17 protein-coding genes are annotated in these 16,919 nt (G+C 38.6%); 6 read left to right on the forward strand and 11 right to left on the reverse strand.

The genetic code is table 11. The features are described 5' to 3' along the window. Nucleotides 1-4 precede the first annotated feature (4 nt). Together QZ738_RS01730 and QZ738_RS01735 are read right to left on the reverse strand one after the other, a co-directional pair. A complete protein-coding gene (locus QZ738_RS01730) occupies nucleotides 5-820 on the reverse strand; it encodes a hypothetical protein (RefSeq protein WP_293783625.1) in 816 nt (271 codons plus the stop codon). Nucleotides 821-823: 3 nt separating this feature from the next. Further along, nucleotides 824-1,651, reverse strand: a complete 828-nt coding sequence (locus QZ738_RS01735; protein ID WP_293783628.1) for an ATP-binding cassette domain-containing protein — start codon at nucleotides 1,649-1,651, stop codon at nucleotides 824-826. A gap of 355 nt (nucleotides 1,652-2,006) precedes the next feature. Here QZ738_RS01735 and QZ738_RS01740 point away from each other — a divergent pair, with 355 nt between their 5' ends. The 3 genes from QZ738_RS01740 (at nucleotide 2,007) to namA (ending at nucleotide 4,570) form a co-directional block, all read left to right on the forward strand. Then, a complete protein-coding gene (locus tag QZ738_RS01740; RefSeq protein WP_293783631.1) occupies nucleotides 2,007-2,402 on the forward strand; it encodes a DoxX family membrane protein in 396 nt (131 codons plus the stop codon). A 2-nt stretch (nucleotides 2,403-2,404) separates the two neighbouring features. Then, nucleotides 2,405-3,394 carry an aldo/keto reductase gene (locus tag QZ738_RS01745; RefSeq protein WP_293783634.1) on the forward strand — a complete coding sequence of 330 codons (990 nt, stop codon included), beginning with the start codon at nucleotides 2,405-2,407 and terminating at the stop codon, nucleotides 3,392-3,394. Between the two features lie 96 nt (nucleotides 3,395-3,490). Next, a complete protein-coding gene (namA, locus tag QZ738_RS01750) occupies nucleotides 3,491-4,570 on the forward strand; it encodes an NADPH dehydrogenase NamA (protein ID WP_293783637.1) in 1,080 nt (359 codons plus the stop codon). 162 nt (nucleotides 4,571-4,732) lie between these two features. On the opposite strand, the gene QZ738_RS01755 is transcribed toward namA, so the two are convergent. Then, nucleotides 4,733-7,045 carry a TonB-dependent receptor gene (locus QZ738_RS01755; RefSeq protein WP_293783640.1) on the reverse strand — a complete coding sequence of 771 codons (2,313 nt, stop codon included), beginning with the start codon at nucleotides 7,043-7,045 and terminating at the stop codon, nucleotides 4,733-4,735. A 111-nt stretch (nucleotides 7,046-7,156) separates the two neighbouring features. Further along, nucleotides 7,157-7,489, reverse strand: a complete 333-nt coding sequence (locus QZ738_RS01760) for a hypothetical protein (RefSeq protein ID WP_293783643.1) — start codon at nucleotides 7,487-7,489, stop codon at nucleotides 7,157-7,159. Nucleotides 7,490-7,674: 185 nt separating this feature from the next. Between QZ738_RS01760 and QZ738_RS01765 the strand changes: the two genes are divergently transcribed. Together QZ738_RS01765 and QZ738_RS01770 are read left to right on the forward strand one after the other, a co-directional pair. After that, nucleotides 7,675-8,247: a TlpA disulfide reductase family protein gene (locus QZ738_RS01765; protein WP_293783646.1), complete on the forward strand. Its 573-nt coding sequence runs from the start codon at nucleotides 7,675-7,677 to the stop codon at nucleotides 8,245-8,247. A 119-nt stretch (nucleotides 8,248-8,366) separates the two neighbouring features. Then, complete coding sequence (locus tag QZ738_RS01770) at nucleotides 8,367-9,425, forward strand: nucleoid-associated protein (RefSeq protein ID WP_293783649.1); 1,059 nt, start codon at nucleotides 8,367-8,369, stop codon at nucleotides 9,423-9,425. A gap of 73 nt (nucleotides 9,426-9,498) precedes the next feature. Here the strand turns inward: QZ738_RS01770 and QZ738_RS01775 are convergent, their stop codons facing one another. From QZ738_RS01775 to QZ738_RS01800, 6 genes are all read right to left on the reverse strand, one after another. Further along, nucleotides 9,499-10,845 carry a DUF58 domain-containing protein gene (locus QZ738_RS01775; RefSeq protein ID WP_293783652.1) on the reverse strand — a complete coding sequence of 449 codons (1,347 nt, stop codon included), beginning with the start codon at nucleotides 10,843-10,845 and terminating at the stop codon, nucleotides 9,499-9,501. Between the two features lie 95 nt (nucleotides 10,846-10,940). Beyond that, on the reverse strand, nucleotides 10,941-11,918 hold the full coding sequence (locus tag QZ738_RS01780; protein ID WP_293783655.1) for a MoxR family ATPase: 978 nt from the start codon (nucleotides 11,916-11,918) through the stop codon (nucleotides 10,941-10,943). Then, nucleotides 11,899-13,089 carry a DUF4350 domain-containing protein gene (locus tag QZ738_RS01785; RefSeq protein WP_293783658.1) on the reverse strand — a complete coding sequence of 397 codons (1,191 nt, stop codon included), beginning with the start codon at nucleotides 13,087-13,089 and terminating at the stop codon, nucleotides 11,899-11,901. The genes QZ738_RS01780 and QZ738_RS01785 overlap by 20 nt, the downstream gene beginning before the upstream one ends. Next, complete coding sequence (locus QZ738_RS01790; protein ID WP_293783661.1) at nucleotides 13,086-13,814, reverse strand: DUF4129 domain-containing protein; 729 nt, start codon at nucleotides 13,812-13,814, stop codon at nucleotides 13,086-13,088. The genes QZ738_RS01785 and QZ738_RS01790 overlap by 4 nt, the downstream gene beginning before the upstream one ends. A 1-nt stretch (nucleotide 13,815) precedes the next feature. Continuing rightward, on the reverse strand, nucleotides 13,816-14,700 hold the full coding sequence (locus tag QZ738_RS01795; RefSeq protein WP_293783663.1) for a hypothetical protein: 885 nt from the start codon (nucleotides 14,698-14,700) through the stop codon (nucleotides 13,816-13,818). Next, the gene (locus QZ738_RS01800; RefSeq protein ID WP_293783666.1) at nucleotides 14,684-15,649 is read right to left on the reverse strand and encodes a stage II sporulation protein M; all 966 of its coding nucleotides are present in this window, start codon (nucleotides 15,647-15,649) and stop codon (nucleotides 14,684-14,686) included. Before QZ738_RS01800 ends, QZ738_RS01795 begins: the two co-directional genes overlap by 17 nt. A gap of 197 nt (nucleotides 15,650-15,846) precedes the next feature. Here QZ738_RS01800 and QZ738_RS01805 point away from each other — a divergent pair, with 197 nt between their 5' ends. Next, nucleotides 15,847-16,590 (forward strand): RDD family protein, encoded by a 744-nt coding sequence (locus QZ738_RS01805; protein ID WP_293783669.1) that lies wholly within the window; start codon nucleotides 15,847-15,849, stop codon nucleotides 16,588-16,590. Here QZ738_RS01805 and QZ738_RS21285 read toward each other — a convergent pair. Further along, the gene (locus tag QZ738_RS21285; protein WP_367268553.1) at nucleotides 16,587-16,913 is read right to left on the reverse strand and encodes a DUF2752 domain-containing protein; all 327 of its coding nucleotides are present in this window, start codon (nucleotides 16,911-16,913) and stop codon (nucleotides 16,587-16,589) included. The two genes, QZ738_RS01805 and QZ738_RS21285, sit on opposite strands and share 4 nt — an antisense overlap. Between the last annotated feature and the right edge of the window lie 6 nt (nucleotides 16,914-16,919).

The raw sequence follows: 16,919 nt of genomic DNA on the forward strand, positions 1-16,919 counted from the left end.
TTAATTAAACTTCTTTTTCTTTGAGGCGGACATAAGTGATCAGCCAAATAATTAAACTAAGTGCAACTGACGACCAAAAAAAGATGGCAAGTACAAAATCTTTTTCTACATGATCTACAGTGTATATGCGGCTTTTACCTGCTGTTATCCAATTTCCAAACTTAATGGTGAAGAAAATGATGAATGAAAATAATGCTGTTATGGATAAAGCTGTTTTGATGTAATGAAATCGGTTAAAATAGATAGAGCCTAGCAGAAAAATGCCCGAGAAGAAAAAAGGCATTGCAAATAAAAACTTGAACTCTTTTTCCGAAGTTAAATCATCAAACAATGTGCTGAAGGAAACTGCGGTTAGCTTACCCGTATTGTAGTTTGTCGCTTTGCTATGCTGCCATAACTCATTGAAATAGTTTAAAAAAATTGCATCAATTATGTAGAAAATAAGCAGATAACTAATGAGACTAAGAATAGTAGAAAAAAGAATCGCACAAATAAACTTTTCGGTAACGGAGGCGGGTGTCATTAACTCCATAATGGCCTTTGGCTTTTGACCAAATGCACTAAAATAAGTGCTGGCTTGAATGGTCAGGAACAGGAAGCCTATAGCAATAAAAACAGGCAGCCGGAAACCCAGCTGAACATGACCATGATCGTCCCATTTGTAAAAAAATGAACGGTTGAAATCGGGCGCATTAAAAAAATAAAAGGCAATTAAAATTCCGATTAGTACCACCAGGCTCATTAAATAGATTTTTCCAAATTCCAGCCATTGTCTTTTAAGCAATAAGCCAAATCGATTGATATTAAAAGTGTTGTTCATCGCTTAGCTGAATAAAGGTTTAAATTTGATTTTTTCGGCGAGGATGGCATTAAAAAGTAGTTCCATATCTAACTTGCTTTCTTCCTGGTGGTAATTTGGCATCACGGCATTATAACCCGAAAGCGATGGCTCGGCATAAAAGATGCTGTCATCAACCTCTTTTACTTTTTTAAAGGTCAGTTTCTCCGTAATTTCCTGCACTGTAGCTTTCAGAGCGATATCGTTTTCATCTAGCATAATCACCGTGTCGATCAGGTTATCCAGGTCTCTAACCTGGTGGGTGGATATGATGATGCAGCGCTCGTCTGTCATGGCTGATGCCATAATCTTCCTGAACTGCGCTTTCGATGGAATATCCAAACCATTGGTAGGTTCATCCATAATCACCAGTTTGGCCTGTGTTGCCAATCCAAAAGCGATAATTACCTTTTTCTTCTGGCCGTAACTCATGTTAATCAGTTTCTGTTCAACCGGAATATCAAATTCCTTGATCAGATCATTAAAGTATTGATGATCGAAGTTTTTATAAAAAGGAGCGTTAGCTTTTAGGTAGGTACCCATTTTTACCGAAGGCAGGTAAAATTCTTCTGGTATAAAGCAGATTTGTTCCAATAATGCGGACTGCCTTTTTGCAGGATCGTAACCCATTACATCCAGGGTTCCTCCCTGTGCATAAACCAAACCAGCGAGGTTTTTTAATAATGTCGATTTGCCGGCACCATTTTTACCCAGCAAACCATAAATATGGCCATTGCTTAACCGCATGCTCATATTTTTAAATAATGGCTTGTGCTTACTGTAGCCAAAATTAAGATTGTTAATATTGATCATATCTACTGTATTAGTTAAATAATACACTAAAGTATAATCTAATTTTTTTATCTCCAAATTTTTGGAGAAAAAAAATGACGTGGAGCGTGGGGCGGATGGCGTTGTTATATGTAAATACGTAAAAGGGCTAATGGAAGTGAGTTATGTTCTAACGCGATGTGTGTTAAGACTCTTATTATATTCTTTGTGCCTATGTGATTAATTTGGATATAATCTCAACACTATTCGCCCTAAACTAAACGCTCTCCGCTCTCTGCTAAAGGCCATGGAAACGTAAAATATCAGTTTAATCATTGTTGCAATAAAACATCCTTAATACTCAGATTGTATGTTTGTAGTAGTACATTGATATAGTATGGATACAAAATGGGCATACCTGCTTAGCCGTTTAGCAATTGGCTTCAGTTTTTTCGGACATGGTTTGGTTCGTTTACCAAAACTTGCCGGTTTTAGCCATTGGATGGTTGGGCAATTTTCGGAGTCATATTTGCCTGATGCAATAGTAGTTCCCTTTAGTTATATTTTGCCCTTTGCAGAATTGATAGCAGGATTGATGATTGTTTTGGGTTTATTTACCAGGCTGGGGCTATTATTTGCCGGAGCAATTTCACTGATGCTGATCTTTGGAACCACACTCATTGAAAATTGGGAAGCGCTACCATCGCAGCTTATTCATGTGGCATTTTTATCGGTACTACTCATTTACTTACCGCATAACAGTTATGCGGTTGATCAAATCATCAAAAAATAATTATGGAATACAGGAAAATTGGAAATTCAGATTTAGAACTATCAGTAATCACGTTTGGTGCATGGGCAGCTGGTGGCTGGATGTGGGGAAGCACAGACAGAAACGATGCAGTTAACGCCATTAAAGCCAGTTACGATTTAGGGGTGTCTTCAATTGATACCGCACCCATTTATGGTCAGGGGGATAGTGAAGAAATTGTAGGTGATGCCATAAAAGGTATTTCGCGCGATAAATTGCAGGTGGTAACCAAATTCGGAATGCGTTGGGACTTAGCCAAAGGGGATTTTGGTTTTAAGAGCAAGAATAACGACGGAAAGGAAATTGACATTTATAAATATGCCGGAAAAGAAAGTGTAATTTACGAATGCGAACAGTCGTTAAAACGCCTTGGTACCGATTATATAGATCTTTACCAGATCCACTGGCCAGACTCTACTACCCCGATCAGCGAAACTTTCGAAGCGGTGAGCAGGTTAATCGAGCAGGGTAAGGTGCGTTATGCGGGCGTATGCAATTATGATGTTGCGCAATTAAAAGAAGCAGATCAGACCCTGGAAATTATTTCGAACCAGATTCCTTTTAGCATGGTAAACCGTGGTGTTGAAAATGAAATAGTTCCATATTGTATCGAAAACAATAAATCTGTTTTGGCTTATAGCCCGATGGAACGTGGTTTATTAACCGGAAAAATGACGGCCGATTACAAGTTTGAAGAGGGCGACCACCGCCAGGGTAATAAATTTTTCTCGCCAGAAAGTATCGAAAAAACAAATGCATTTTTGGCAAAAATAAAGCCGTTGGCCGATGAAAAGAATGCGACCTTATCTCAGTTGGTTTTACGTTGGACGATTGAACGCCCGGGTATCACCATTGCTTTGGTTGGTGCAAGAAATGAAAAACAGGCCGTACAAAATGCAAAAGCGATAAACGTAAAATTAAATGCTGATGAAATTCAGTTTATCAATACCGAATTAGAGAACGCTGGTTTTTAACCTCAACCGCAAAGAAAAGAAGGAATACGCAAGGTTAATGCTTTTGATTTCTTTGCGAAAAAACTTTGCGTCTTTTGCAGTTAAACAAAACAAGATATGTCTAAATTATTTTCTCCTTTTACGATAAAGGATGTAACCTTAAAAAATAGAATTGTGATTTCGCCGATGTGCCAATATTCTGCTGTTGATGGCTTTGCCAACGATTGGCATCTGGTGCATTTAGGGAGCCGGGCCGTTGGCGGGGCAGGCCTGATTATCCAGGAAGCCTCTGCCGTTACTGCCGATGGGAGAATTACTTATGCCGATTTAGGTATCTGGAAGGATGAACATGTAGAAAAACTGAAACAAATTGTTTCTTTTATTCATGATCATGGTGCTGTCGCAGGCATCCAATTGGCGCATGCCGGCCGAAAAGCCAGCTGTGAGGTGCCCTGGGATGGCGGTGAGCAGATTGCTGCTGGTGAAAATAGCTGGAAACCGGTTGGACCCTCTCCAATTCCCTTCAAACCGGGGCAGGTGGAGCCACACGAACTAACGATTTCAGAAATTCAGGATATTGTTTTTGCATTCAGGGCAGCTGCAAAACGCGCACTTGATGCGGGCTATAAAGTAGTAGAGATACATGCTGCGCATGGTTATTTGCTGCATCAGTTTTTCAGTCCTTTGAGCAATAAACGTAACGATGTTTACGGCGGAAGTTTCGAAAACCGTATCCGTTTAGTGATCGATGTGGTTGAAGCCGTACAATCGGTATGGCCAGATCATCTACCGTTATTCGTCCGCATTTCGGCAACCGACTGGACAGAAGGTGGCTGGAACGAAAATGATTCGTTGCAGTTGGCTGCGGTGCTAAAAGATCGTGGAGTAGATTTAATTGATACTTCGTCTGGTGGAAATGTACCTGATGCCTTTATTCCTGCCGGGCCAAATTATCAGGTTCCTTTTGCTGATAAAATCAGGAATGAGATCGGCATTTATACCGGTGCAGTTGGTGTGATTGTTGAAGCTCACCAGGCTGAAGAAATTTTGGAACAGGAAAAAGCCGATCTGATTTTTATCGCACGAAAATCGTTACGAGATCCTTATTTTCCGACACATGCGGCACAGGTTCTTGGCGATGATGTGGAATGGCCAAATCAGTATGTAAGGGCAAAAAGGGAAAAGTTTAAGAAGTAGGAGAGGTGGTAATAACTCTCCCTTAAGTCACCGTCATTTCGAGCGGACCCGATGGTTATCGGGTGCAACGCATTGGCGAGGACGATTCATCTTAAATGTGATAAATAAAAAGCGGAGTGATCTCATCAATCAACTCCGCTTTTTTTATTTTGTGATTGTTATTTACTTCACTACTGTAAATGGAATATACAAGCCGAAAGTAATATTTCTTCCAGGGTTGTAAACGCCTAAATTTGGGTTTTCCTGATCAAAACGGCCTGGTTTAAACCTGCTCAAAGCATCATAATATTTCTGGTTTAACAGGTTATTCGCCGAAACGGATAGCTTAACAGATTGTTTGCCTAAATTAAAGGTTGCACCGATGCCTGCATTTAACAAGGTATAGCCGCTGGTTGGTGTTTCGAACACTTCATCAACACGCGTTTGTTTAAATGCAGAGTTAATACCTACAGAGAGGTATGCATCATTTGTGCCTTTAAGTTTAGGTTCAAAACGTAATTCATTTCTTAAAGTCCCCGCCGGAATAAACGAAAGCGGTCTGTTTAACGTGTTATTCTGTGCGTGTACGTATCCAAAAGTATTTTCGAAGTGGATAAATGGCACGGGGTGAATGGTTAGACTGGCTTCTGCACCGTAAAGGTTGGCATTTACCTGTCCGTAACGGTAAACATCATAAAGCGTACCTTCGGCTACTCTTTGTTCGCCATTGTTTGATGCATAAATATAGTTATGGATATAGTTGTTATATATACTCGCACTGGCGCTCACAATTTTTCCTTCATATTCTAAAGCCGCATCTACCTGATAACTGCGCTCAGGATTTAAGGCAGAATTACCAATCTCGTATCTGAATGTACCTTCATGCACACCATTAGAACCTAACTCGGCAGGGTTTGGTGCACGGAAAGCGGAACCCGCATTTGCTTTAAAGTTCCATTCGTCGTTAAATTGGTGGGTAAAGCCTAAGGCACCGCTTACATTAGAAAATTTATTTTGGAATGCTGCAAATTTCTCTTCACCATCTGCAAATAACTGTTTGCCATTGTTTTTTCTGTAATCGTAACGGGCACCAATACTAAAAGTACTGTTCTCCCAATTTTTCTTGGCGTATGCAAAAGCACCCAAACCAAAGGTATCATAAGCTGGAATTAGAAACTCTGTTCCTTTATTCTGGCTACGTGCATCATCTACACTTACACCAAAAACAGGCTGCCATCCATTGGTTTCGTTAATATAATATTTCAGGTCGGCATTGTAAGTTTTAAGATCGAAAAATAATGCTGGGTCTGGTCCGTCGAGTTCGCGGCGTTGGTTTTGCTGATAGCCAAAATCAGCTTTAAAATTGCCATTACCCAAAATAAAATTATTGTTCAAGGCAATTTTAAAGTGCCTGATATCCTGACGTGGATATTCTAAAGTACGGTTTTTATTATCTTTATTGGTGAATACGCTACTATCTTCTCTTACAAAATTTCCGTTGTTATCTAAATGCGGATCGTAAAAGCCGATGTTATTGTGAAAGTTAGATACATTTAAGTGCGTATAACCCCAGCTTTTATTTAAACCAATCATTCCGCTTAAGTCAGTTTCATTGAAACCCGAATTAGGGAAATAACCTGTAGGCGTTTTGAAGGAATAAGCATTTTTATAGGTTCCGCGGGCCCTCCAAACAAAGCCATTCTCATTACCGTTCAACATTAATGAGTTCGCGGTAAGTCCATTGTTGGTAGCGTAATTGCTGATAAATTCTCCTTTTATCTGACCTTCGGGTGCAGAACTTGGTTCTAATAGATTAATTACCCCTCCCAGAGCATCCGAACCGTACATCAATGATGCTGCGCCACGTAAAATCTCTACACGGTCTGACTTAAACTGATCAATCTCGATACCGTGTTCGTCGCCCCATTGCTGACCCTGTTGTTTAATACCGTCATCTAACGTTACAATTCTATTGTAACCTAAACCTCTGATTACCGGTTTGGAAATAGATGGGCCCGTAGTGATCTGCGATACACCAGGCACTTTGGCCAATGCATCAATTAAGTTAGTAGAAGGTTGCAATAACTGATCCTTGCCCACTATAGCGGATGAAGCACTATTTCGTTTGCTTGTACTGCTAATTAAACTTCCGGTGATTACAATCTCCTTTGTTTCTATGGCCGTAGGCTGTAAGGCAAATTCCAGTCCGGCTGCGTTGGCAAAATTAACTACCTGTACAGCGGTTTTGTAGCCTACATAATGTACCTCAATTAAGTAACTTCCTTTAGCGGGAAGGTTATTTAACGTAAATTCTCCATCATTATTGGTTACGGACGAGACCTTTAAATCAGGAATAAAAATGGTAGCACCTGGTAATGTTTGTTTGGTACTGGCATCAATAACCTTACCTTTTATATCTTTTAATATGGCGGCGAAAGCAGTATTGCTTAATAATGTATATAGAATTACCAAGCCAATAAGCTGTAATTTTTTCATGTATGTGTGTAAATAAAATGAACGAAATACCAAAACGATAGCTTAAAAGCTGGTTTTAGTTTATCGGATAAATAATTTGATTAGCGCAGATGCGCTATGAGAAAGAAGAAATTAAGCCAAAGGGGGGCCGCGCAAACAAGTGCGCTTTACTTCTGTAAAAGCGTTCTTTAATGTTGGTGAGGTGCGTTTAAAAATTTTGGCTGATAAGAAGATTCTGTAAATGTGGTGTGTTTGCACATAGTTTTTTTCAAAACTGGCATTACAGATTAAACAGGTATCGCCATGTGCCTGTACGTGACTAATGTGTTTGCAGTTGACCTCTTTCTCTAAAACAGGAAGTGAGGTGTGATGGTGAAGTATATTCCATGGAGTTAAGGCAATAGCAAATACAATCAGTAGGAATACCGATAAATATTGATGAATATTTTGTCTATGCCTTTTCAAGTGGTCAAAAGTAATAATTCCTAAGCAATTATATATAAATACAAAGTAACTTTGTATTTATAGTGTATTGACTTTCTATCTAATCTGGGGTTTAACTTAAGGGGACGTAAATCAGCTATAAATTATGGAAATATAGATTGCAAATCTGTTCCATCATGATTTATAATAGGAAAAATGGACAATTAATGAAATTTATCAGTAAAAATATATTCAGCGCATTATTGATCATTAGCTTTCTGGCTATGGTTTTTGTACCTGATGCAAAAGCATTTTTTATTAAAGGATTGATGGAGATCGGCTTTTATAAGCCCGATGTGGAGACACCAAAAGAAAACGTTGAGGGTCTCAACGGAATCAGGTTTAAAGATGTCAATGGAAATCTGGTTGATCTTGGCAATTTAAAGGGCAAAGTTATTTTTCTCAACTTTTGGGCAACCTGGTGTCCGCCTTGCAGGGCAGAAATGCCTTCGGTCAACAAGTTATACAATCAATTTAAAAATGATCAGGACTTCGTTTTCATTTTTGCCGATGCTGATGGCGTACTGACCAAATCAACCCGATTTATGGCTGACCGGAAATATACTTTGCCAGTTTATAAGGTAGAAAGTAACATCCCCGAGCAGTTATTTACCGGCGCGTTACCTACAACAGTAATTTTCGATAAGCAGGGCCGGTTATCTTTCAAACATGAGGGTGTGGCTAATTATGCAGATCAAAAGATTGTTGATTTCTTAAATCGCTTAAAAAGCGTAAAATAACTCAGATGCCAGAAGCAACCTGAATGCTTATCTCAAGAAAAATATAATGGAAGGGATGCCGGGAAGGATGCGGGAATTTTGATCACCGGGTAACCAATGATTTTGCTATTTTTGCGCTCATGATTTCATTTTTCGAGGCTTCGCTTAAGCAACTTTCCATCCACCATACGGGTAATAAACTGGTTGAAGAATATTATAAATTATCTGATGCGCCCTTAAAAATCGAGGATGAAATGTTGGGAAACCTGCTATTGCAGTATTTTTTAAAACCTTTTGAAAAGGTAAATGAAGTTTACCGCTTTTATCATCCTAATGATAATTTAGAATTAAACGAAGTATTCCATTTCGTTCATGAAATTTTTGAGAATAACGAACTGTTTCACGAAGACTCGCAGCAACTGGCCAAACATTTATATGATGTGGCCAATCACCCCAAAATTAAATCGGGTGAATTGTATGTTGCCTATTTTGAAAAAGTGCAGATAGAAGGCGAACAATTGGATGTGGTAGGAATTTTTAAATCTGAAACGAAAGATACCTACCTAAAAGTTTACCCGGAACAGGATGGCTTTAATGTAAGTTACGAACAGGAAGCCATTAACATCAATAAGCTGGATAAAGGCTGCTTGATTTTCAATGTGGATAGAGAAGATGGTTATAAAGTTGTGGTATTGGATCAATCAAAGAGTAGCAACGACTCTGCCGTTTATTGGAAAGATGAATTCTTAAAGCTGAAAATCAGGAATGATAGTTATAATCAGACCCATAATGTCTTGGGAGTTTATAAAAACTTTGTCACGCAGAAACTTGATGACGAGTACGAAATCAGCAAAGCAGATAAAATTGACCTCTTAAACCGTTCGATGAAGTATTTTAAAGAAAAAGAAACTTTTGATATGGAAGAGTTTGGAAATGAGGTGATTGGTAATGCTGAAGGGATCGAGTCATTCAAAAACTATAAGAAAAACTACGAAGAAGAGTTTGAAAGTCCGATAGCCGATCATTTTGAGATTGCCGAATCTGCGGTTAAAAAACAGGCAAGGGCTTATAAAAGCGTATTAAAACTGGATAAGAATTTTCATATCTATATCCATGGCAATAAAGACATGATCGAGAAAGGTTATGACGATGATAAATCAATGAATTTTTACAAGGTGTATTTCAGGGAAGAAGAGTAGGGGTAGTCTTGAGTCCGGAGTCGATAGTCATGAGTCATAAGTCGCCTACGGACTACAGACTCAGGACTGTGGCCTAAATCCGCTGCTGTGCCTTCAGTGCCAAATATTGATTAATGACATTTACAGTAAGCTTTTGCGGAGGTGTAAGAATAGCCAGAATACCATGTTTGTTTAATTCTTTAACCATCAATTTTTTCTCATAGATAAATTTCTCTGCGATGGTTTTATGATAAATGCCTTCTACATCTTTAGCAGGTTCCGTACTCAACTCTTTTAATTCGGTATTTTCAAAAAATACAACCAGCAATAAGTGGTATTTAGCGATTCTTTTTAAATACGGTAGTTGACGCTGAAGGGCCGATAAACTCTCAAAATTGGTAAAGAAAACCAAAAGGCCACGTTGTTTTACAACAGAACGAACGGTAGTGTATAAAGCCTCAAGATTGCTTTCCAAATACCTTGTTTTTTCTTTATAAAGCACATTCATAATGCTGCCCAACTGCGAGGCTTTACGGTCGGCTGGCACTATCGACCCGATCGTTTCAGATAATGTAATCAATCCGGCTTTATCTTCTTTAAGCATGGCCACTTTTGAAAGCGCAACGGTTGCATTTATGGCATAATCAAGTAGACTCAATCCTTCAAAGGGCATGCGCATTACACGCGATTTATCGATGATACAATAGATATGCTGCGATTTTTCATCGATATAGGTATTCACCATTAAACTGCTTTTTCGTGCCGTGGCTTTCCAGTTAATGGTACGGATATCGTCGCCGCCAACATAATTTTTAATCTGGTCAAATTCACTGCTTTGTCCGATCTTTCTGATCTTTTTAATTCCAAATTCGGTTAAATAGCGCGAAGCAGCCATTAATTCATATTGACCGAGATGGATGAACGATGGAAAAACAGGTAAAATTTTGGCTCCATCGAAATTGTAGTGACGGCTGATCAAGCCCAGAGGAGAGCTAATGTACACTCTAATAAATCCAAAATCATATTCACCACGTTTTGTTGGGCGCAGGTTGTAATAGATTGATTTTATTTCTGCGGGTTTTAAATGGAGCTTAAAATCTTTATCACGAATCTGAAACTGAAAAGGTATCTCATCGATTACCCTTGCATTCACCCCAAAGCCGTAATTATTTTTTATTTCGATCTGTATTGGGTTTTCATCACCATTACTTAAACGTTTAGCAGTTAACCTTCGGGCTTCAATCCCATTGTTACTACGGTATAGAATAATCACATCAACAAAAAATAATAGGATAACAGCACCTGTTGCAATTTCAGGGATATCGCCTAACCACGCAAAAAAGAACTTCAGCAAGAAAAGTAAAATGCAGCATCCTAAAGCCGCGAATAAACGATCGCTCAGGAACAGGTTTTTGTAATATTGCTGAAAGAATTTTTTCAATGTTCTTTAATCGGTTAATTATTTAAATCGGTTAACTATAACTGCAAACTGGCAACTGCAAACTGCAAACTGCAAACTGAAAACTGCAAACCGGCCTACCTCGGTACCTCTATCTTTTTAATGATCTGGTGTATAATGTCGCTTGTGGTTAAGCCTTCCATTTCCTTTTCAGGAGATAATAATACCCTATGCGCCAATACAGGGATAGCAACAGCAATAATATCATCAGGCGTAATAAAATCGCGGCCCTGAATGGCAGCAAAAGCTTTTGCACTATGTACGATGGCTAACGAAGCCCTTGGCGAAGCGCCTAAATAAAGCGAGGGGTTATTGCGGGTTTCGCTTACAATCTTGGCAATAAATTCCAATAGCTTAGGTTCCACAAACATACTGCGGATAACGCCCCTGGCTTCCAGTATCTGGCGAATGGACAATACCGGTTTTACTTCGCTCAGCAATGTTTTATTAACCAGGCTATGTTGTGCCTGTAAAATTGCGGTTTCTTCCTCCAGTGAGGGGTATTTGACTTCAATTTTAAACAAAAACCTGTCTAGCTGTGCTTCAGGTAAGCGGTAGGTGCCTTCCTGCTCAATAGGGTTTTGGGTGGCCAACACCATAAACGGTTCGTCCATCATGTAGGTTTCTCCATCAATAGTGACCTGGCGTTCTTCCATCACTTCGAAAAGTGCTGACTGGGTTTTGGCTGGTGCACGGTTAATCTCATCAACCAAAATAATATTACCGAAAATCGGACCTTTTCTAAATTCAAAGTCTCCTGTTTTAGTATTAAATATCGGGGTTCCCAATACATCAGAAGGCATTAAATCGGGGGTAAACTGCACCCTCGAAAATTGGGCTTCTATGGATTTTGCGAGCAATTTTGCACTGAGCGTTTTAGCTACTCCCGGCACGCCCTCAATTAAGATATGTCCATCGGCAAGCAAACCAACAATTAAGAAGTCAATAACCTGTTTTTGGCCGATAATGATATTTCCAAGTACATTTCTGATCTGATTAACGGCTTCATTTAAGGCACTTAAATCGGTACGTGGATTAAACTGTTCTTGTTCCATTGCTTTGCGTATTTTTATAAAACTGTTCTATGCTGTCGTTTAAATAAATCAATTGGGTATCACTTAAGTTGCCCGTGGTTGGAATTTGTATAAAATGCTGGGTAAGGGTTTTGGCCAATGATTCGTTAATGCCTGTTTTCTCCATGAGTACCTGGGCAAATTTGCTGTCAATTTCGTTGGTTTTTAGATAATACCTGGTTCTTAAGTACTCCAGGAAATAGTTGATTTTTTTTAAAGCGATATCCAGGTTGTTGCGTTCGTGGTAATAAACGCTACCCACCACCTGAACAAAAGCCAATGAAGAGTTGGTAAGCGGATCGGCAACCGGGATAATTCTTTGCCTTCGTTTCATATCGTACAGCACAAAAATAATCAAGCTGAATATGGTCAGATAATAAGCATATTTAAGTTCGGGGTGTTTAAAGAAGACCCTGAGCATATCTGTAGTGGTGGCTTTTTGCGCAGAAAAATATTCATCAAAAATGAGCTGCTGAGTTCCGTTTAAGTAACTTAAGGTCTTAGCAGCATATTCTGCACCATATTTATCCAATAGATTAAAATTAGTGTAAAAACCTGGCTCGGCAATCAGGTATAGATTTCCTTTGCCATAGCTGTAACGCAAAAAATTGGGTTTCCCGTCTCCGTTTACGCCGAGTACAGTAGCTTTACTGGTATCGAGTTTACTATAATATTGACTGCCAATCCCTCTTTCAAAACCATAATTTGCCTCCGTTTTAAGGTTTGGATTGGTGAAATTCAGCGTGTTTCCTTCTGCCGACATGGCACTAAGTGCTTGTATTTTTAGGTTTTTTTCTATTTTCCCCAGATCGTAACTGGCAATAAAAACATCATTGCCGCCCTGCATGTATTTAACCAGCTGATCAAAATCTGTTTTGCTGATATCTGTTTGCTGGGCAACGATTAAATAGGCTGTTTTGTTAAAACTTTTATCCTTTAAAGTATTGTAAATGGCGGTTTTAGACGACATTATCTTTGCCTCAGGTAAAATATCCTTTATCCGGTGGTATAAAATGTATGTTCCGTAAGGGATTTTATCATTTACGGCATAAGTTGGTGCCCAGTTTGTTGGAGTTGGTTTGTTGTATTGCGCAACCAGGTACAGGAGAATCAGGATAGTACCAGCAATCAGATATATTTTGTAACCTTTCATTTGATCTGGCTGTTAAACTGGTTGAATGATTGGTTGATAGGCTCAAATTTTACCTCATCAATAGGGAAATCTCCATACCAGATATAGTCAAACTGTAGGGTAAGCTTACTAAAATGATTTCGAAGATCCGGTTTATCAATTTCCATTAAATAATGATAATTGGTTTTGTCGGGCTGCCAATTGATGATTTCGGCATCACTCAGTTTTTTTAACGCCCTTAAATATAGAAGCCTGACTGCCAGCCGGAATTTCCTTTCGGCAATTAATCTTTGTAACTCCTGTTCATAATCGATTTCATGGATGTTTTCGGTAATCACATCGTATGGAAGGACTGTTGCTTTTGATTTTTTACTGAATATGTTCTCGGCCCCGATTATTTTGATGACGATAAACAAAATAATTGCTATCCCTAGTCCGATAAAAATATACCTCGAAATTAAATTAGAGGTTGCACCCTGAATCAATGAGCCGATTAACTGCCAAAACCACCTCCAGAATTTATCCCACCAAGACAGTTGTTGCGGGCCGATTTCGTCATATTGAAATTCTTTTTGCTCTTTATAACTGCTGATGGAATCTTTATCAAATTTTAGTGGGGTAATTTGAACACTGTCTGTCCTGATTTCCTTAACAATAGGTTTGGGCTTAACAGTTTGTGCTTTGCTGATTACCGGAATAAAAAACAAAACTGAAGCAAGAAGATATCGGAACAGTGCGCGTTGCATTTTAGTATTCTTCAGGTCTGCTATCAATAGGTTTGTCGGTACCGCCAAAATTTGAAATCCTCTCCATTAAACCGGTGCTTTCTTTTTGTTCAACCAAACTGAAATACGCCAATGAAATGGTAATGATGGGGATAATGGTAAATACCTGGCATAATGACTGCAGAACCGTTGTGATCATGGTAAGTGTTAATGACATGTGCGGGCCTTTATGCGTAAACATCCCAATCATATTAAAGAGACTGGTAGGCAGAACAATCATGCTCATACAGGCGTAAACAATAATCCATATAACGATCAGCGTACCAAAGGTAATCCAAAAATTATCTTTTATAATATTGAAACTTCTACCAAAGGAATAACCTAAAGAACCATTTTCGATCACCATGATGGGAAACATCATCGCTACATATGGGAATAACCAAAAGCCAGGCACAAGACAAAACATAAAAGCAACAACCAACATAATGAGTAGTAAAATAGAACTACCAAAAACCCTGAAGAAGTAATATTTAAAGTACCCCCATACTTCATCAGTTGTAGGTGTTTGGTTCCCTTTTACGACGTAAATGGCTATATAAGAGAGTATGGCAACACTCATGCTGGTATATGAGGCTAAAGAAAACAAAATAGAAAGAAAATATTCTATACCATATAATGCAGAGAATCCTAAACCATTGCTGTTTCTTCCATTACCGATGGTATTGATAATATTAACCATCTTATATTGTTGCATTAACATGGTTAACATGCTGGCCAGTACAAATAAACCGCAAAAAGTAAAGTATACTTTGATTAGTGGCTTAAAATTTTGACGCATGAAGGTAAAGGTATCGTTGATCACCTGTCCGAAATCTCTTTTTTTCTTAAATTCAATTTTCCCTAGCATGTTGGTGTTGCTTATGATAATAGACTTTAATGGGATAAATAAATACGTACCAGATGATAAAAGCTGCAGAAGATAATAAAATTAGTGCACTTAACCACAAAGGCATTTCCGTATGTCGGGTAACAAAGCTTTCAAAAAATGCGGCCACAATAAAAATGGGTATCAGGCCTATTACCATTTTTAGTCCATCTTTTGCGCCTTTTAGTACAGCGGCCATTCGGGTATAGGTTTTAGGGAATAAAAGACTATTGCCTAAAACTAACCCGGCCGCACCGGCCAAAACAATTGCAGAAATTTCCAGTGTTCCATGAATCCAAATCACCATAACCGATTGAAAGCCAATACCTTTGCTAAAAAAGAAGTATTGGAACGAACCGAGCATGATGCCGTTTCTGAACAACGAAACAATAGATCCGAAAGAAAATATGATGCCCAAAACAAAGGTGTACAGCGCGACAAAAATATTGTTAAACCCAATTTGCATAAACATCATCAATTCATTACGCTGCTTATACACGCCAAAAGGATCGCCTTTTGCAATGTTTTCGTTCGTCATATTTACATAGGCATCACCCATAATCAAACGAACAAACGTATCATCATATTTAGCAGATAGGGCGCCAATAGCACAAGAAACCAAAAAAAACGCCAGGGCATACAACACCTGTTTTCTGTGTTGTAAGAATATTAACGGAAGCTCGGTTTTCCAGAAATGAATAAATCGGTTCGATTTTTCCTTTTTGTTTTTGTAAACAGATTGGTGTAATTTGGAAGCTAAGCCATTGAGATAGGCAGTAGTTTTCGAATTTGGATAAAACGTTTTGGAGTAGGCCAGATCGTTGGTGATCTCGATAAACTGATTGGCTACTTCATCAGGACTTGCCTGCTGCATGGAATCGTAATGCTGCCACTTATTCGAATTCTGTTTAACAAATAAAGCTTCTCTCATTTAAAGGCGTTAACAAATCTTGGGTTAAAATAGCTAAAATTTTATGGAAATAAAACCCACATTATTCTCAGATGTTTTAACTCATCAAAACAAATATACATAGATGAATTAGCTAAACTAAAAATATAATAAAACTTTAGTTACAAAAAATAAAGATTTACCTGCGGCTATTATCTTAAAAAAAATTATGTTTGAATATGGATAGCATCAGAATTAGCACGGCTCAGAATATTGATATTGATTACGAAATTGCCGGTCTTGGAGAACGGATAGCTGCAAGATGTATCGACCTGGCCGGATTTGCAGTTCTTGCTGTAATTACGATGGTTGTTATGGGCGCAACCCGGATGGCGATGTCAGGCATTGCTGCAATGATCATTTTTTTTATTTTTCTGGCCGTTTTTATTTTCTATGATCTGGTGTGCGAAATCACTATGGATGGACAAACTTTTGGAAAAAAGGTGTTAAAGATCAAGGTGATCAGCATTGATGGTACACAGCCAACTTTCGGGCAGTATATTTTCAGGTGGTTATTCCGGATGATTGATTTCGGCTTTCCTTTTGGCTGGGGCGTAGTCGCACTGGTATCAGTAGCCATAACCAAAAACCACCAGCGGTTAGGGGATTTACTGGCCAAAACCACCTTAATAAAAACCAAACCCCGTACCGAATTGGCCAATGTAGCATTCAGTTTTAATTTACCCGAAGAATATGAACCGCTGTTTAAGGAAGTACTGCATTTAAACGATCGGGATATAGAGCTTATTCATGAAGTGTTGACCAGTTATTATCAAACAGGGAATCCCGATTTAATTTATGCCATGGCGGCTAAAACCAAAGCCCATATTTTGGTAAACATTCCGGTTGGGATGAACGAATTACAGTTTCTGGAAACAGTATTAAAGGATTACAATCATCTTACCGCTAACATAGGCGTTTAGCTGAAAAACATCTTTTGTAAATAGCAGATCATCACAAAATTACCGATAACGAGAACCAATATTTTAAAGATAAAAGAGCGTTTTTTAAACTGAAAGCGATACAATAAAACAGTTGAGATAAATAAAAACAGTAAGGGAATGGTTGGGGGATAAAGTGACCAGCTTTTTGATAAATCGCCTTGAATAAGCGCGATAAATGATCTCTGAAAGCCGCAGCCGGGGCAATCGATGCCGGTTAAAGCCTTAAATGGGCAGGGAATTAAATGATTTTGCAGCCAATCAACCAGGTTGATTAGGCTGCAAAATATAAATATGGTAAACATCCTGAA

Source organism: uncultured Pedobacter sp. (assembly GCF_913776295.1).
GTDB lineage: Bacteria > Bacteroidota > Bacteroidia > Sphingobacteriales > Sphingobacteriaceae > Pedobacter.

Bases quoted from the DNA above. Each gene is read 5' to 3' on its own strand.
- QZ738_RS01730 (WP_293783625.1), bottom strand. From the start codon at position 820: ATGAACAACACTTTTAATATCAATCGATTTGGCTTATTGCTTAAAAGA.
- QZ738_RS01735 (WP_293783628.1), bottom strand. From the start codon at position 1,651: ATGATCAATATTAACAATCTTAATTTTGGCTACAGTAAGCACAAGCCA.
- QZ738_RS01740 (WP_293783631.1), top strand. From the start codon at position 2,007: ATGGATACAAAATGGGCATACCTGCTTAGCCGTTTAGCAATTGGCTTC.
- QZ738_RS01745 (WP_293783634.1), top strand. From the start codon at position 2,405: ATGGAATACAGGAAAATTGGAAATTCAGATTTAGAACTATCAGTAATC.
- namA (WP_293783637.1), top strand. From the start codon at position 3,491: ATGTCTAAATTATTTTCTCCTTTTACGATAAAGGATGTAACCTTAAAA.
- QZ738_RS01755 (WP_293783640.1), bottom strand. From the start codon at position 7,045: ATGAAAAAATTACAGCTTATTGGCTTGGTAATTCTATATACATTATTA.
- QZ738_RS01765 (WP_293783646.1), top strand. From the start codon at position 7,675: ATGAAATTTATCAGTAAAAATATATTCAGCGCATTATTGATCATTAGC.
- QZ738_RS01770 (WP_293783649.1), top strand. From the start codon at position 8,367: ATGATTTCATTTTTCGAGGCTTCGCTTAAGCAACTTTCCATCCACCAT.
- QZ738_RS01780 (WP_293783655.1), bottom strand. From the start codon at position 11,918: ATGGAACAAGAACAGTTTAATCCACGTACCGATTTAAGTGCCTTAAAT.
- QZ738_RS01785 (WP_293783658.1), bottom strand. From the start codon at position 13,089: ATGAAAGGTTACAAAATATATCTGATTGCTGGTACTATCCTGATTCTC.
- QZ738_RS01790 (WP_293783661.1), bottom strand. From the start codon at position 13,814: ATGCAACGCGCACTGTTCCGATATCTTCTTGCTTCAGTTTTGTTTTTT.
- QZ738_RS01795 (WP_293783663.1), bottom strand. From the start codon at position 14,700: ATGCTAGGGAAAATTGAATTTAAGAAAAAAAGAGATTTCGGACAGGTG.
- QZ738_RS01800 (WP_293783666.1), bottom strand. From the start codon at position 15,649: ATGAGAGAAGCTTTATTTGTTAAACAGAATTCGAATAAGTGGCAGCAT.
- QZ738_RS01805 (WP_293783669.1), top strand. From the start codon at position 15,847: ATGGATAGCATCAGAATTAGCACGGCTCAGAATATTGATATTGATTAC.
- QZ738_RS21285 (WP_367268553.1), bottom strand. From the start codon at position 16,913: ATGTTTACCATATTTATATTTTGCAGCCTAATCAACCTGGTTGATTGG.